Annotated in this window: 16 protein-coding genes; 11 read left to right on the top strand and 5 right to left on the bottom strand. The window is 76.3% G+C overall.

Translation table 11 applies throughout. The features are described from left to right. From FHL79_RS19310 to FHL79_RS19300, 3 genes are all read left to right on the top strand, one after another. Positions 1–600, top strand: a complete 600-nt coding sequence (locus FHL79_RS19310) for a TMEM165/GDT1 family protein (protein ID WP_138760202.1) — start codon at positions 1–3, stop codon at positions 598–600. Positions 601–721: 121 nt separating this feature from the next. Beyond that, on the top strand, positions 722–2,206 hold the full coding sequence (locus FHL79_RS19305) for a sensor domain-containing diguanylate cyclase (RefSeq protein ID WP_138760201.1): 1,485 nt from the start codon (positions 722–724) through the stop codon (positions 2,204–2,206). Positions 2,207–2,309: 103 nt separating this feature from the next. Next, the gene (locus tag FHL79_RS19300; RefSeq protein ID WP_138760200.1) at positions 2,310–2,897 is read left to right on the top strand and encodes a GGDEF domain-containing protein; all 588 of its coding nucleotides are present in this window, start codon (positions 2,310–2,312) and stop codon (positions 2,895–2,897) included. A 14-nt stretch (positions 2,898–2,911) separates the two neighbouring features. On the opposite strand, the gene FHL79_RS19295 is transcribed toward FHL79_RS19300, so the two are convergent. Next, the gene (locus FHL79_RS19295; RefSeq protein ID WP_138760199.1) at positions 2,912–3,805 is read right to left on the bottom strand and encodes a haloalkane dehalogenase; all 894 of its coding nucleotides are present in this window, start codon (positions 3,803–3,805) and stop codon (positions 2,912–2,914) included. Positions 3,806–3,935: 130 nt separating this feature from the next. On the opposite strand from FHL79_RS19295, the gene FHL79_RS19290 reads away from it, so the two are divergent. The 4 genes from FHL79_RS19290 (at position 3,936) to FHL79_RS19275 (ending at position 7,535) form a co-directional block, all read left to right on the top strand. Beyond that, positions 3,936–4,694, top strand: a complete 759-nt coding sequence (locus FHL79_RS19290; RefSeq protein WP_138760198.1) for a MerR family transcriptional regulator — start codon at positions 3,936–3,938, stop codon at positions 4,692–4,694. A gap of 105 nt (positions 4,695–4,799) precedes the next feature. Next, entirely contained in the window at positions 4,800–5,885 is a 1,086-nt protein-coding gene (locus FHL79_RS19285; RefSeq protein ID WP_138760197.1) for an FUSC family protein, read from the top strand. A gap of 38 nt (positions 5,886–5,923) precedes the next feature. Continuing rightward, positions 5,924–7,165 carry an MFS transporter gene (locus tag FHL79_RS19280; RefSeq protein ID WP_138760196.1) on the top strand — a complete coding sequence of 414 codons (1,242 nt, stop codon included), beginning with the start codon at positions 5,924–5,926 and terminating at the stop codon, positions 7,163–7,165. Between the two features lie 37 nt (positions 7,166–7,202). Next, the gene (locus tag FHL79_RS19275; RefSeq protein WP_138760195.1) at positions 7,203–7,535 is read left to right on the top strand and encodes a TfoX/Sxy family protein; all 333 of its coding nucleotides are present in this window, start codon (positions 7,203–7,205) and stop codon (positions 7,533–7,535) included. Positions 7,536–7,619: 84 nt separating this feature from the next. Here the strand turns inward: FHL79_RS19275 and FHL79_RS19270 are convergent, their stop codons facing one another. The 3 genes from FHL79_RS19270 to FHL79_RS19260 all read right to left on the bottom strand — a co-directional run bounded on the left by FHL79_RS19270 (position 7,620) and on the right by FHL79_RS19260 (position 10,715). Further along, a complete protein-coding gene (locus FHL79_RS19270) occupies positions 7,620–8,414 on the bottom strand; it encodes a methyltransferase domain-containing protein (RefSeq protein WP_138760194.1) in 795 nt (264 codons plus the stop codon). Positions 8,415–8,451: 37 nt separating this feature from the next. Beyond that, positions 8,452–9,102, bottom strand: coding sequence for a hypothetical protein (locus FHL79_RS19265; protein ID WP_138760193.1), 651 nt, complete (start codon positions 9,100–9,102; stop codon positions 8,452–8,454). An 86-nt stretch (positions 9,103–9,188) separates the two neighbouring features. Continuing rightward, positions 9,189–10,715 carry a glycerol-3-phosphate dehydrogenase/oxidase gene (locus FHL79_RS19260; protein ID WP_246081004.1) on the bottom strand — a complete coding sequence of 509 codons (1,527 nt, stop codon included), beginning with the start codon at positions 10,713–10,715 and terminating at the stop codon, positions 9,189–9,191. A 15-nt stretch (positions 10,716–10,730) separates the two neighbouring features. On the opposite strand from FHL79_RS19260, the gene FHL79_RS19255 reads away from it, so the two are divergent. Then, on the top strand, positions 10,731–12,437 hold the full coding sequence (locus FHL79_RS19255; RefSeq protein ID WP_138760192.1) for an FAD-binding oxidoreductase: 1,707 nt from the start codon (positions 10,731–10,733) through the stop codon (positions 12,435–12,437). 34 nt (positions 12,438–12,471) lie between these two features. Continuing rightward, a complete protein-coding gene (locus FHL79_RS19250) occupies positions 12,472–12,813 on the top strand; it encodes an STAS domain-containing protein (RefSeq protein ID WP_138760191.1) in 342 nt (113 codons plus the stop codon). Positions 12,814–12,834: 21 nt separating this feature from the next. Here FHL79_RS19250 and FHL79_RS19245 read toward each other — a convergent pair whose 3' ends face one another. Further along, positions 12,835–13,083, bottom strand: a complete 249-nt coding sequence (locus tag FHL79_RS19245) for a hypothetical protein (protein WP_138760190.1) — start codon at positions 13,081–13,083, stop codon at positions 12,835–12,837. Positions 13,084–13,149: 66 nt separating this feature from the next. Between FHL79_RS19245 and FHL79_RS19240 the strand changes: the two genes are divergently transcribed. Both FHL79_RS19240 and FHL79_RS25580 read left to right on the top strand, forming a co-directional pair. Then, on the top strand, positions 13,150–14,382 hold the full coding sequence (locus FHL79_RS19240; protein ID WP_138760189.1) for an arginine deiminase: 1,233 nt from the start codon (positions 13,150–13,152) through the stop codon (positions 14,380–14,382). 224 nt (positions 14,383–14,606) lie between these two features. Next, positions 14,607–14,878, top strand: a 272-nt coding sequence (locus FHL79_RS25580; RefSeq protein WP_218938521.1) for a hypothetical protein, incomplete at its 3' end; no start/stop codon positions are given.

Genomic DNA, 14,878 nt, shown 5'->3' with positions numbered 1-14,878 from the left:
GTGGTCCCCTCCGTCGTCCTGGCCGCCTTCGTGCTGATCCTGCCCGTCGAGCTGCCGGACAAGACCCTGTTCGCCACCCTCGTGCTGGCGACCCGCTTCCCGCCGCTGCCGGTGTTCGTCGGGGTCGGCGCCGCCTTCGGCCTGCAGGTGGCGATCGCGGTGACCGCGGGGTCGCTGCTCTCGCTGCTGCCCGAGGCGCTGGTCAGCGCCGTCGTCGCCGTGCTGTTCCTGATCGGTGCCGTGCTGCTGTGGCGCGAGTCCCGCAAGGGCGGCGAGGACGAGGAGGCGGCCGCGCAGGCGCGGGAGAGCACCTCGTTCGTCCGGGCCGCCGCCATCTCCTTCGGCGTGCTGTTCGCCGCCGAGTGGGGCGACCTCTCGCAGCTGGCCACCGCCGGTCTGGCGGCCCGCTACGCCGAGCCGCTGTCGGTCTTCGTCGGGTCCTGGGCGGCGCTGCTGGTGATCTCCGGGCTCGCCGCGTTCCTCGGCCGCAAGCTCGCCGACCGGCTGCCCGTCGCCCTGCTGCACCGGGTCGCCGCCGGCCTCTTCCTGGTCTTCGCCGTCGTCGCCGTCGTCGAGACCGTCCGCGCCCTCGCCGGCTGACCCTCCGCGGGCTGACCCCTCGGGGTGATGCGGAACGACAACGGTCAAGATCGTCACCCGTCGGACCGTTGCTGGGTGGAGCCGCCGGACCCCCGGCCCGCTCGACGAGGACGGGAACGACGTGACGACGCTGCAGGGCACTGACGCGCTGCCGCTCCACCTGGGTGCGGTCTCCACGGCCGCCTCCCTGCTGCGGGCGACGGGCACCGCCGTCCTGGACCTGGACACCGCACCGGCCGACGCCGAGCTCGAGGCCGTCGTGCGGGTGGCCACCGCCGTCTCCGGCATGCCCATGGCGACGATCAACCTGCTGGACGCCGCCTCGCAGGTGCAGCTGGCCAGCCAGGGCTTCGACCGGCTGGTCACCCCGCGCGCGGAGTCGCTGTGCGACCGGGCGCTGCGGGTGGGCGGCGTCTTCCACTCCGCGGACCTGCAGACCGACCCGCGGTTCACCGACAGCCCCTGGGTCGACGGCCGCCGGGACCGGGTCCGCGGCTACGCCATGGTCCCGTTGCAGCTGTCCGACGCCTTGGTGGGCACGCTGTGCGTGCAGTCGCGGGAGGTCCACCAGCTCGAGGACGGGCAGCTGCAGCGCCTGGCCGATCTCGGTCGCGTCGTGGTCGCCCTGCTGGAGCGCCACCGGCACAGCCAGGAGACCGCTGAGCTGGCCCGGGCGAGCGAGGCCGCACGGGTCGAGCTGGCTGCAGCCCACGCCGAGCTCAGCGCGGCCCGCGCCTTCGACACCGCCTTGCTGGAGTCACTGCCCGTGGCGGTCGCCGCGGTGGACGCCGAGGGCCGGATCACCGCCTTCAACCGGGTCAGCCGGCTCTGGCACGGCAGCGACGGCGACCCGACGCTCACCCCGCAGGACCTGCCCCAGCGCTACGACCTGCGGACCGTCGACGGCGACCCGCTGCCGCCGGACGAGGTGCCGCTCATCCGGCTGCTCCGCGAGGGCCGGCTGGAGGACGTCCAGATCACGATCGCGCCGGACGGGCTGCCGTCGCGGCTGGTGTCCTGCAGCGGCGACGCGGTGCGCGACGCCGCGGGCGGGCTGCTCGGCGCCGTGGTCACCATGGTCGACGTCACCGCCCAGCGGGAGCTGGAGGCCCAGCTGCGCACGGCCGCGCTGCACGACCCGCTCACCGGCCTGCCGAACCGCAGCCTGCTGGTGGACCGCCTGCAGCTGGGCCTGGCGACGGCGGGCCGCAGCGGCAGCCCGCTCGCCGTCCTCTACTGCGACCTGGACGGCTTCAAGGCCGTCAACGACGGCTGGGGCCACTCCGCCGGGGACGCCGTCCTGGTCGAGGCCGCCGGGCGGCTCTCCGCGGCCGTGCGTCCCGGCGACACCGTCGCCCGCATCGGCGGCGACGAGTTCGTGCTGGTGTGCCCGGACGTCGACGGGCCGGTCGCCGCCGGGCTGCTGGCCGCCCGGGTCACCGACGCGCTGACCGAGCCGCTGAACTCCGGCCCGGGGACGACGCACGCCGTGGGCATCAGCGTCGGCTTCGCGCTGTCCGCGCCCGGCGCCACCCCGGAGACCCTGCTGACCGCCGCCGACGAGGCGATGTACCGGGTCAAGGAGAGCCGGCGCAGCGATCGCTGAGTCCGGCTGCCCCTCCGGGGGTGACCCCTCAAGCTCCCCCGCCGTGCTGCCGACGTCCTGGACGAGGCCGGCAGACGGCCCCGATGCAGAACCGGAGGCAGACATGGACACCATCAGGGTCGAGGAGTCCCAGGACGTGCTGGTGCAGTCGGCGGCGGTCATCGCCGCGCAGCGCCAGTTCGCCCAGCGGCTGCGCCAGCGGACGGTGCCGGACCCGCTGACCGGCCTCCCGGTGCGCAGCCTGCTCATCGACCGGCTGGAACTCGCCCTCGCGGCCGCCGGCCCGGAGAGCGGGCGGCTCGCCGTCCTCTGCTGCACCCTCGACGGCATCACCGCGCTGGAGGACCAGCACGGCCCGGCCGTCGCCGACGCGGCCCGCGCCGAGGCCGCCGGCCGGCTGGTCGCCGCGGTGCGCCAGGGCGACGTCGTCGCCCGGATCAGCGCCCAGACCTTCGTCCTGCTGTGCCCGGGGATCGGCGACGCGACCGACGCCCAGCGGATCGCCGAGCGCGTCTCGGTGGCCTTCGACGAGCCGCTGCAGGCCGTTCCCGGCGTCCGTGCCCTGGTGCGGCTCAGCGCCGGCGTGGCGCTCTCCGGCCGGGCGTCGTCCCCCGAGTCGCTGATCGCGGCGGCCGACGAGGCGATGACCGCCGTCCGGCACGAGCGGCAGGGCACCGGCCGGCACGGCTGACCCGGCCCCCTTCCTCAGGCCAGCGTCGGGATCCAGGCCGCCAGCGCGGCGCCGAGCTCGTCCGGTGCGTCCTCGGGCACGAAGTGCGCCGCCGGCACCGTCACCTCGGTGAGCGCCGGCCAGCGCCGGACCAGCTTCCGCTGCCGGCCGACCAGGATCGACCCCGGATCGGCGTTGACGAACAGCTTCGGGACGTCGGAGTGCGCGAGCCACTGGCCGTAGCGGTCGACCACGTCGTGCACGTCCGGCGGCTCGTGCTGGATGGGGATCTGCCGCGGCCACTCCAACGTCGGCCAGCGGTCCTCCCGGGTCCGGAACGGCGCCCGGTACCGGTCGTGCGCCTCGGCGGACAGCCCGCGGAGCACCGAGGCCGGCAGCACCTTCTCCACGAACACGTTCTCGTCGAGCACCTTCCGCTCCCCGTCGGGCCCCCGCATCGCCTGGAAGACCCGCTTGGCGTCCCGCGGCCAGTCGGCCCAGATCAACGGGTTGACGATCGCCTCGGTGAACGCGATGCCCCGCACCGCCGCCGGGTGGTGGGCGGCCCAGTCGAAGCCCAGCGCCGAGCCCCAGTCGTGCAGTACGAACGTGACCCGCTCGTCCGCCTCGACGTGCTCCAGGAACTGCGCGAGGTACCCGGCGTGCCGGGCGAAGGAGTAGCTGCCCGGTGCCGGGTCGGGGAGCTTGCTGGACTCCCCCATCCCGATCAGGTCCGGGGCGAGGCAGCGTCCGAGGTGCTGCACGTGCGGGATGACGTTGCGCCACAGGTAGGACGACGTCGGGTTGCCGTGCAGGAAGACGATCGGGTCGCCGGTCCCCACGTCGACGTAGGCCATCTCCTGCTCCCCGAGCCGCACGCGCGATCGGGGGAACGGGTCCTCGGCGGGCACGGGAGAGCGGTCGGCCATGCCCCGGCAGTGCCCCGCCGTCCCGTCGTCCCAACCGCCCGGGGGCAGAAATGGCCACTTCTGCCCCAGGAGCTTGACCCTGACGTGGCGTCAGGCTGTTCCGTGGTCGGTGTCAAGGAGGGGAGGGGCGATGAGCTGGACGGTGGGTGAGCTGGCCCGGCTGGCCGGGGTCACGGTGCGCACGCTGCACCACTACGACCGGATCGGGCTGGTCCGACCCAGCGCGCGCACGTCGGCGGGCTACCGCAGCTACGACGGGCGCGACCTGGACCGGCTGCAGCAGGTGCTGGTCTACCGCGAGCTCGGCTTCCCCCTCGAGGAGGTCGCGACCCTGCTGGACCACCCCGACGCCGACCCCGTGGCGCACCTGCGCCGGCAGCACCAGCTGCTCCGTGCTCGGCTCGAGCGCACCCAGGCCATGGTCGCGGCCGTCGAGAAGGAGATGGAGGCACGACAGATGGGCATCCAGCTGACACCGGAGGAACGGTTCGAGGTGTTCGGGGACGTCGACCCGGCGCAGTACGACGCCGAGGCCGAGGAGCGGTGGGGGGAGACCGAGGCCTGGGCGGAGTCCCGGCGGCGGGTGTCGAGCTACGGCAAGGACGACTGGCTGCGGATCAAGGCCGAGGCCGCCGACGTCGAGCGGCGCCTCGCCGAGGCGCTGCGGGACGGCGTCCCGGCCGACTCGCCGCGGGCGCTGGACCTGGCCGAGGAGCACCGTCGGCACATCAGCCGCTGGTTCTACGACTGCCCGCCGGAGATGCACGCCGGCCTCGGCCGGATGTACGTCGAGGACGAGCGGTTCACCGCGCACTACGAGCAGCTCGCACCGGGCCTGGCGCAGTACGTGAGCACCGCCGTCCAGGCCAACGCCGCCCGGCAGGGCTGAGCCGCCGGACCGACCGGTGAGCCGGGCCCTGACCCGGCTCACCGGTCGGCCGTCCGGCCCCACCCCGCCGACGACGCCCCGGCGGGGGACCCGCATCCTGGCGGGGTGAGGCAGGCGATGGAGCTGCTGCGGCAGCCGTGGGTGCAGCGCGCGGTGCGGGCCGCGCTGGCCGCCGGGCTGGCCTGGCAGGTGGCGGTGCTCGTCCCGGCGTTCGCCGGCTACGCCTACTACGCCCCGCTGGGCGCGGTCATCGCCGTCCACCCGACCGTCGTCGACTCGGCGTCCGCCGCCTGGCGCACGGTGCTGGCGATGCTGGCCGGCTTCGCGCTCGCGGTGGTGGTCTCCGAGCTGACCCGGGGGGTGGCCGACGCACTCACCATCGCGCTGATCGTGGCGCTGGCCATCGCCGTCGAGCAGTGGCGGCTGTGGCGGGAGGCGGCCAGCTGGGTCAGCTTCGCCGCGGTGCTGATGCTGACCGTCGGGGCGAGTGACCCGGCGGCCTACGCGGTCCGGTACGCCGGGCTCACCCTGCTCGGTGCCGCGATCGGCGTGCTGGTGACGACGCTGCTCTTCCCGCCCATGCAGCTCACCGTCGCCGTCCGGCAGGTCGAAGCGGTCCGGGCGCTGCTGGCCGAGCACCTGGACCGGATCGCCGCGGGGCTGCGCCGGAGCGAGCTGCCGGAGCCCGGTGAGTGGGAGCTGGCCGCCCACGACCTCGGTCTCGCCCTGGAGCGCATGCGGGCCGCGGAGGCCGTGGTCGAGCGGGCCCGCCGGGCCAACCCGCGTGCCCGCCGCTGGCACGGGACGGCGGACAGCATCCGCGAGCAGTCCCGGGCGCTGGACCGGGTCGCGGTGCTGGTCGACGACCTCACCACGCTCGTCGTGCAGTTCCAGCCGCACCGCCACGGGCTCGACCGGGTGGACGGCGCCACCGGCTGGGTGCTCGCCGACGCACTGGAGGGGCTGGCCGGCGTCGTCCGCACCCCCTACCACGCCACCGACACCGAGCCGGACGACCGCGACGCCGCCATCGACACCGCCGTCGACGCGCTGGGCCGGCTCACCACGCTGCTGCGCACCTCGGACATCGCCGACGACGAGGGCTTCTTCGCCCTGGGAGCGGTGACGGTCGGGATGCAGCGGTCGCTGCAGGCGCTGGAGGCCCGCGTGCGGTTCCCGCAGCCCGCCTGACCGCGGCACACGGTGAGCCCGGCTAAGGTCTCCTCCTCGTGAGCCGCATCGGTGAGGTCCTCGTGCCGGCCCGGCTCGGCACCGGCTTCCGCTGGCTGCTGGCGTCGTCCTGGACGTCGAACCTGGGCGACGGGATCGCCCTGGCCGCCGGCCCGCTGCTGGTCGCCTCGCTCACCCGGGACGCGTTCCTGGTCGCCCTGGCCGCGACCGTGCAGTGGCTCCCGCCGCTGCTGTTCGGGCTGCTGGCCGGCGCGCTGACCGACCGGTTGGACCGCCGGCTCATCGTGGCGACCGTCGACGTCTGCCGGGCCGTCGTCCTGACCGTGCTGACGCTGGCCGTGGCGACCGGTTCGGTCTCCATCGTCGCGGTGCTCGCGGCGCTGTTCGTGCTGGCCACCGCGGAGGTGTTCGCCGACAACAGCTCGCAGACGCTGCTGCCCATGCTGGTGGCCCGCGAGGACCTGGCGGTCGCGAACTCCCGGCTGCAGACCGGCTTCGTCACGGTCAACCAGCTCGCCGGCCCGCCGCTGGGTGCCGCGCTGTTCACCGTCGGCGCGGCCTGGGCGCTGGGCGTCCAGGCCGTGGTCGTCCTGCTCGGGGCGGTGCTGGTGACCCGGGTCGTGCTGCCGCCGCGCGCGCCCGACGAGGGGCCGCGGCCGGCGCTGCGGCACGACATCACCGAGGGGCTGCGCTGGGTGCGGCACCACGCCGCGGTCCGGACCCTGGTGCTGACCATCACGATCTTCAACGTCACCTTCGGCGCGGCCTGGTCGGTGCTGGTCCTCTACGCCACCGAGCGGCTCGGCCTGGGCGAGATCGGCTTCGGGCTGGTGACCACGGTCAGCGCGGCCGGCGGGGTGGCCGGGACGGTGGCGTACGGCTGGATCACCCGGCGGGTCAGCCTCGGCGACCTGATGCGGATCGGCCTGGTCATCGAGACGCTGACCCACCTGGCGCTGGCGCTCACCTCCAGCCCCTGGGTGGCGCTGCCGGTGTTCTTCGTCTTCGGCGCGCACGCCTTCGTCTGGGGGACGACGTCGATCACCGTGCGGCAGCGCGCCGTCCCGCAGGCGCTGCAGGGCCGGGTGGGCAGCGTGAACCTGGTCGGCGTCTTCGGCGGCCTGGTCGTCGGGTCCGGGATCGGCGGGGTGCTCGCCCAGCACGGCGGGGTCACCGCCCCGTTCTGGTTCGCCTTCGCCGGCTCGGCGGTGTTCGTCGTGCTCATCTGGCGCTCGCTGCGGCACGTCGCGCACGCCGACGAGCTGCCGGCGCCGGCCTGACCCTTGCCTCGGACGCCGGCGGGCGGGACGCTGCCGCATGGCCTACGACCGGGAACTCGCCGACCGACTGCGCGCCGCGCTCTCCGCCGAGCCGGGGGTGACGGAGAAGGCGATGTTCGGCGGGCTGGCCTTCCTGGTCGACGGCTCGCTGGCGATCGCGGTGAGCGGCAAGGGCGGCCTGATGGTGCGCTGCGACCCGGCCGAGTCCGAGGAGCTGGTCGCCGCCGACGGCGTGGCGCGGATGGTCATGCGCGGCCAGGAGATGGACGGCTGGCTGCGGGTCGCCGCCGACGTCGTGGAGGACGAGGACGCCCTCCGCCACTGGGTGACCACCGGCCGCGACGTCGCCCGCAGCCTCCCCGCCCGCTGACCCCGGGCGGCCTTTCGCGCCCGAAAGGCCGTCTGGAAGTGCAGCCTTTCGCGCGCGAATGGCTGCCCACGGGCGCGTCCCTGTTCAGACGCGGATGAGCAGCTCGCCGTGCAGCATGCCGAGCCAGCCGTCGTCGGCGGCCGCCCACTCGAGCCAGGCGGCGGCGATCGCGTCCAGCTCGCCGGCGGACGCCAGGCCGTGGGCGACGGCCTGCTCGGCGAAGGAGGACGCGGTCGCCCGCCCGGCCCAGGACCTCCCCCACCACTCGCGCTCCGCCGGGGTGGCGTAGCACCAGGCCGACGTCGTGGCGGTCAGCTCGCGCAGGCCGGCCGCGTGCGCCCAGGCGAGCAGCCGGCGGCCGGCGTCCGGCTCGGCGTCGTTGCGGCGGGCCACCTGCCCGTACAGCGCCAGCCAGCGGTCCAGCCCCGGGTTCGCCGGGAACCAGGTGGTGGCCGCGTAGTCGACGTCCCGGACGGCGACCAGGCCGCCGGGCCGGCAGACCCGGGCCATCTCCCGCAGCGCGGCGACCGGGTCGGTCAGGTGCTGCAGCACCTGGTGGGCGTGCACGACGTCGAAGGAGCCGTCGGCAGCCGCCAGGGCGTAGACGTCGCCGACGGCGAACTCGACCTGCACCCCGGCGCGGTCGGCCGCCGCCCGGGCCTCGTCCAGCGGGGCCGCTGAGACGTCCAGTCCGACGACCCGTCCCGGCGCCACCCGCGCGGCCAGGTCGACGGTGATCGTGCCCGGGCCGCAGCCGACGTCGAGGAGGTCCAGCCCGGGCCGCAGGTGCGGGGCGAGGTACCCGGCGGAGTTCTCCACCGTGCGCCAGCGATGGGACTGCAGGACCGGTTCGGCGTGCCCGTGGGTGTAGGTGTCCACGGGCCGATGCTCCCGCACTGGTTTACTCAGTGGGAAATCATTCCCATTCGGTGAGACCAGACGGCGAGCCCGCGCCCCGCACGAGGTGCCCGGACGCCTCGCCGAACTGCTCCAGCTCGAAGCCGAAGGCGGCCAGCACCCCGGCGATCGCGTGGTTCATGACCTCCTGCGCGGCGAGGTCGGCGGCGTGCCCGCGGACCCGGCCCAGCGCCATCCGGTCGTGCTGGGTCCAGGAGACGAGCACGCCGTGCCCGCCCGGCGCGGGCGTCAGGCAGACCCCGCCCAGCTGCCGGCTGTCGGTGCGACCGGCGCAGTCGTGCAGCGGCAGGCCGGCCTCGGCCACCGCAGCAGCCACCTCGCAGACCAGCCCGGTCAGCGGGTCGGCGTCGTCGATGAGGGCGTCCCAGTCGTCGGCGAGCCGGTCGAGCTGGTCGGACAGGTGCGCGAGCCAGGCCCGGTCGTCCGGGGAGAACCGCGAGGCCAGCGTGCCGTCGTCGCGGCGGATGCCGTGCGCCGGGTACAGCGGCGCCACCTCGACGCCCGGGGAGGAGAGCTCGGCCAGCGCGGCGTCCAGCCGGCTGCCGAACGGCCCGGCGAGGACCCGCTGGTCCGCGTCGACCAACCACCAGGCCGACGGCACCGTCGTCCCCGCCACCCGACCCGGACCGTGCCCACTCGACAGACTCACGCCGCCACCCCCGCCTGCAGTGACGCCGGTTCGTCCCCCTGCAGAGCTGTCATCGGCACCACACCGCCGGGGTTGACCCGGATCGGTCACTCCTCGGAGCGGATCACCGCCGCCGCGACCGTCGCCGCCACCGCCCGCTCCGCTCCCACCAGGCCGATCCTGGTCCGGCGGTCGAGCAGGTCGGCCACGGAGCGTGCACCCTCGGCGCGCACCGCGAACCTCAGCTCCCCCACCGTCTCCGGACGCCCCTCGACCACCGGCTCTCCCCCGAGGCCCGCCACCACGGGCGCCTCCGTGCCGTACCGGCGCACCAGCCGCGCGGGCGCGCCGACCCGGGCCAGCACCGCGGCCGGCGCGGCGCCGACCAGCGGCAGCCGGGCGGTCGGCGACCGGCGGGCACCCCGGCCCAGCCGGGCGACGACGGCGTCCACGGCGTCGGCCGCCATCGCGCGGTAGGTGGTCAGCTTCCCGCCGACCACGGTGAGCACCGGGCCGTCCCAGCTCAGCAGGTGCCGGCGGGACAGGTCGGCGGTCGCGTCGCCGGGTCCCGCCCCCGCGGACGCGGGCAGGACGAGCGGACGCAGGCCCGCGTAGGCACCGACCAGGTCCCGCTGCGTCAGCGGGACCTCCAGCACCTGGTTGACCGTGGCCAGCAGCTGCTGCACCTCCGCCGGGCCGGGCACCGGGTCGTCGTCGGGCACCGGCCCGGTCACCGGCTCGTCGGTGATGCCCAGGTACACCAGCCCGCGCTCCTGCGGCAGCGCGAACACGTAGCGGGACCGGGAGCCGGGCAGCGGCACGGTCAGCGCAGCCGTCGGCGAGCCCAGCAGCGCGGCCGGCAGCACCAGGTGCGAGCCCCGCGAGGGGACCAGCCGGACGTCGGGCGCCAGCCGCTGCGCCCACACCCCCGCCGCGTTCACCACCACCCCGGCCCGCGCGGTCGTCGTGGTGCCGTCGACGGTGAGCTGCACCCGGTCGCCGTCGACCCCGGTGACCGTCGCCCCGGTGAGGACCCGGGCGCCGTACGCCGCGGCGGTCCGCGCGAGCGCGACCACCAGCCGGGCGTCGTCGGTGAGCTGGCCGTCCCAGAAGACCACCCCGCCGCGGCCCGGTCGCACGCCGGGCACCAGCCGGGCGACGGTCCGGGCCGGGACCCGCGACGTGCCGGGCAGCGACCGGCGTCCGCCGGGCACCGACACCCGCACCGCATCGCCCAGCCGGCCGCCGAGCGCGGCGAGGGCGGTGACGTCGCGGCCGGCGGCGTCCGGCACCAGGAACGGCAGCCGCCGCACCAGGTGCGGCGCGGTGACCCCCATCAGGACGGCGCGCTCGCGGGCGCTCTCCCGGGCCAGGCCGAGCTCGCCGTGCGCCAGGTACCGCAGCCCGCCGTGCACCAGCTTGGACGACCAGCGGCTGGTCCCCGCGGCCAGGTCGGTGCGCTCGCACAGCGCGACGGTCAGCCCCCGGGCCGCGGCGTCCAGCGCCACGCCGGCCCCGGTGACGCCCCCGCCGACGACCAGCACGTCGACGCCGGGACCGGCCAGGGCGGCCAGGTCCCGGTCGCGCTGCCGGGCGTCCAGCACCCCGGGCAGGCGGAGCTCCGGCTCGGGCACCGGCAGACTGTAGCCGTGGCTGACCTCCCCGAACTCACCGTCCAGGGCTGGGGCCCCTCCGGCGACCGCGTCGCGACGGTGGCCGCCCGGGAGGGCGCCGTCTCCCCCGACGACGGCGTGCTGGAGCTCGCTCCGGACGCCGGCGACGGGCTGCCCCGGGCCGCGCGCAAGCTGCTGGCCCGGGAGCTGGGCTGGACGCCGCGGCCCACACCCCCGGTGCCGGTGCGGGAGATCCGGCTGGCCCCCTCGCGGCTGCCCGCGGACGTCCGCGCCCGGTTCGTCGCGCTGCTGGGCGAGGACGCGGTGCTCGACGACCGGGCCGCCCGGCTCGGTCACGCCGGCGGCAAGAGCTACCTGGACCTGCTGCGCCGGCGCGGCGGGGACGCCAGCGACGCCCCGGACGCCGTCCTGCTGCCCGACGGCACCGAGCAGGTCGCCGCCCTGCTGCGGACCTGCGGTGACCTCGGCGTGGTCGTCGTCCCCTTCGGCGGCGGCACCAGCGTGGTCGGCGGCCTGGCCGGCACCGATGCCGACGACCGGCCCGTGGTCGCGGTCGACCTGCGCCGGATGGCCGACGTGCGGGCGCTGGACGTGCCCTCCGCGCTGGTCACCGTCGGCCCGGGGATGCGCGGGCCGGCGCTGGAGGAGGCGCTGGCGCCGGAGGGCCTGACCCTCGGCCACCTGCCGCAGAGCTGGGAGTTCGCGACGCTCGGCGGGTACGCGGCGACCCGGTCGGCCGGGCAGTCCTCCACCGGCGTGGGCCGCTTCGACGACCTGGTCGCCGGGCTCACGCTGGCCACGCCCTCCGGGGTCCTCGAGCTGGGGAGGCCCCCGGCGTCGGCGGCCGGCCCCGACCTGCTCGGGCTCGCGCTGGGGTCGGAGGGGACGCTGGGCGTCATCACCGAACTGCGGCTGCGGGTGCGGCCGAGACCGCGGAGCTCGCACTACGAGGGCTGGTCGTTCCGCAGCTGGGCCGCCGGGCTGGCGGCGCTGCAGCGGCTGGCCCGGCACGACCTGCTGCCCGACGTCGTCCGGCTGTCCGACCCCGACGAGACGCGGGTCTCGCTGCGCCAGTCCGGCGGCCTGGGCGCCCGCGCGCTGCGCGGCACGCTGCGCGCCCGGCGGCGCGGCGACGGCTGCCTGCTGGTCGTCGGCTGGGAGGGGCTGCCGACGATCGTCCGCGCCCGCCGGTCCGCGGCCTCCTCGGTGCTGCGGGACGGCGGCGCGGTGCGGCTGGGGAGCCGGGTCGGGAGGTCCTGGGTGCGGCACCGGTTCGCCGCCCCCTACCTGCGGGACCGGCTGCTGGACAACGGGCTGCTGGTCGAGACGCTGGAGACGGCGGCCACCTGGAGCGCGCTGCCCGGGGTCTACGACGCCGTCCGCCGGGCGCTGCGGGGTGCGCTGACCGGCTCGGGCCGCCGCCCGCTGGTGATGACGCACGTGTCCCACGGCTACCCGACCGGCGCCTCGCTGTACCTGACGGTGCTCGCCGACCGGGACGACGACCTGCCGATCCAGCAGTGGCTCACCGCCAAGCGCGCGGCCACCGACGCCCTGCTCGCCGCCGGTGGCACCCTCACCCACCACCACGGCGTCGGCGTCGACCACCGGCCCTGGCTCGCGCAGGAGATCGGGCCGCTGGGCGTGGACCTGCTGCGCACGGTCCGGTCCCGGCTGGACCCGCAGGGCATCTGCAACCCGGGCGTGCTGCTGCCCGACTGACGTTTCGGCACCTCAGTCGGGGTATCGGACCGACATGGCCCCGGACACCGAACCACGTCCGGACGGCGAGGTCGTCTGGGCGGAGGACGCCACCGGGCCACTGCTGCGGTTCAGCGGGTCCATCGACCGCGAGGCCGTGCGCCGGTTCCGGCTGCTGATGCCCCCGGCCACCTGGCCGGCCCGCGCCGACCTGGGCGCGGTGACCGCGCTCAGCGCGGCCGGGCTCGAGCTGCTGGTGCACCTGGCCCGCAAACCGCGCCGGAGCGGCGGGGAGCTCGAGCTGACCGCGCTGCCCGAGCACCTGCGGCCGGTGCTGGCCCGGGCCGGGCTCGCCACGCTGGCGCCCCGCACGAACGGCACCCCGACCAGCGCCTGATCGCGGGCGACCCCGGCCGGCTCAGCTCCGCGGCGGACGGCGGACCGGGGGCAGCCGCGGGGCGAGCAGCCGGACCAGCGAGCCGCCGATCACCGCCGACACCACGACGAGCACGAGGAACCCGCCCCGGCTCAGCTGGTCGACGCCACCGAGGGCCAGCAGCATGACCAGGACCGCGGCGACCAGCAACGACGTGCCGGCCGCGAGCATCACCAGCAGCCATCGCGGCGGACCGGCCGGGGCGCCGGGGCGCGGGTCGGGGCGGCTCACCGACGTAGTGGACCACGCCCCCCGCCCGAGCTGGCCGACCCGCCCATGATCGGCGAGGCTCGGGGCATGACCAGTTCCGCCGCGCGCACCGGCGTGACCAGCGAGGTGGGGCGGCTGCGCACGGTGCTGCTGCACCGCCCCGGAGCCGAGCTGCGGCGCCTCACCCCGCGCAACAACGACCAGCTGCTGTTCGACGGCGTGCCCTGGGTCGCCCGCGCGCAGGAGGAGCACGACGCGTTCGCGGCCGCGCTCACCGACCGGGGCGTCGAGGTGCTGCACCTGGACCGGCTGCTGGCCGAGGTGATGGGCGTGCCCGTCGCCCGGGCGGAGGTGATCGCCGCCGCGGTCGACGACCCGCGGCTGGGCGCCACCCTCCGGCACGCCACCACCGCCCACCTGGCGGGCCTGGCCCCCGAGGACCTCGCCACCGCGCTGATCACCGGGGTCGCCCACGACGAGTTGCGCGGCGGCCGGGGCCTGGCCTACCAGCTGATGGGCCGGGGTGAGTTCGTCGTCCCGCCGCTGCCCAACCTGATGTTCACCCGCGACTCGTCGGTCTGGGTCGGCGACCAGGTCGCGGTGACCTCGCTGGCCATGCCGGCCCGCGACCGGGAGAGCGCGCTGACCGCCGCGCTCTACGCCCACCACCCCCGCTTCGCCGGGGTCGACCAGCTCTACGGGCCCCAGCTGGAGCACCTGGAGGGCGGGGACGTGCTGCTGCTCTCCCCCGGCGTGCTGGCCGTCGGCGTGGGCGAGCGGACGACGGCCGGAGGCGCCGAGCGGCTGGCCCGCCGGGTGTTCGCCCGGGGGCTCGCGCACACGGTCCTCGTCGTCCCGATCGCCCAGGAGCGGGCGACGATGCACCTGGACACCATCTGCACGATGGTCGACGTCGACGCGATGGTCATGTACCCCGCCGTCGCCGACTCGCTGCAGGCTTGGACGGTCACCGCTCCCGACCGCCCCGACGACGCCGACACCACCGAGCTGTCCGTGTCCGGCCCGCAACCGTTCCTGATCGCCGCAGCCACCGCGATGGGCATCGACCGGCTGCGGGTGATCGACACCGGCCTGGACCCGGTGACCGCCGAGCGCGAGCAGTGGGACGACGGCAACAACACCCTCGCCCTCGCGCCCCGGCTGGCCGTCGCCTACGAGCGCAACACCGTCACCAACGCCGCGCTGGAGGCGGCCGGGATCGAGGTCGTCGCCATCTCCGGCTCCGAGCTCGGCAGCGGGCGCGGCGGCCCGCGGTGCATGTCGTGCCCGGTGCTGCGGGAGCCGCTGCCCGTCGCGTGACGCACCGGTCCGTCCACCCCGGACGGGACGCACGTGTCCGGTGGGACGGACGGGGCGGTGGGGCCTGGTGACCGCGGCCTCGATGGCCGGCACCCGGCGGCCCACCCCGACCGGGCCGCGCGGGGGTCTCCGCAGGCCAGGTGACCGGCCGGTCAGCTGCGGCGACCCTTGCCCGGCTCGTGCCTGGCCGTAGTTGGGCACTCACTCACAGCTGGCATCAAGCCGTGAAGCACACCCTCCGCCGCTCCGGACCGCGCCTGCGCCGATGGCTCCTCGCCACGACCACGGTGACCCTCGCGGTGAGCGGCGGCACGGTCGGCTCCCACCTCGCCGCGACGCACCGGGCACCGGCCCCGGCCGCCCACTCGGCGGTCGCAGCACCTGCACCGACCGCGGAACCCACACCGACGGCCGCGGCGCGGCCGACCCCGGCAACCGGCCGTCCGGCCCCGACGCCGGCGGCGACCTCCGCCACCCGGGCGCCCGTGCCCCCGCC

This window comes from Modestobacter altitudinis (assembly GCF_005930475.1).
Lineage (GTDB): Bacteria > Actinomycetota > Actinomycetes > Mycobacteriales > Geodermatophilaceae > Modestobacter > Modestobacter altitudinis.
This window is presented reverse-complemented; position numbering and strand designations above follow the sequence as displayed.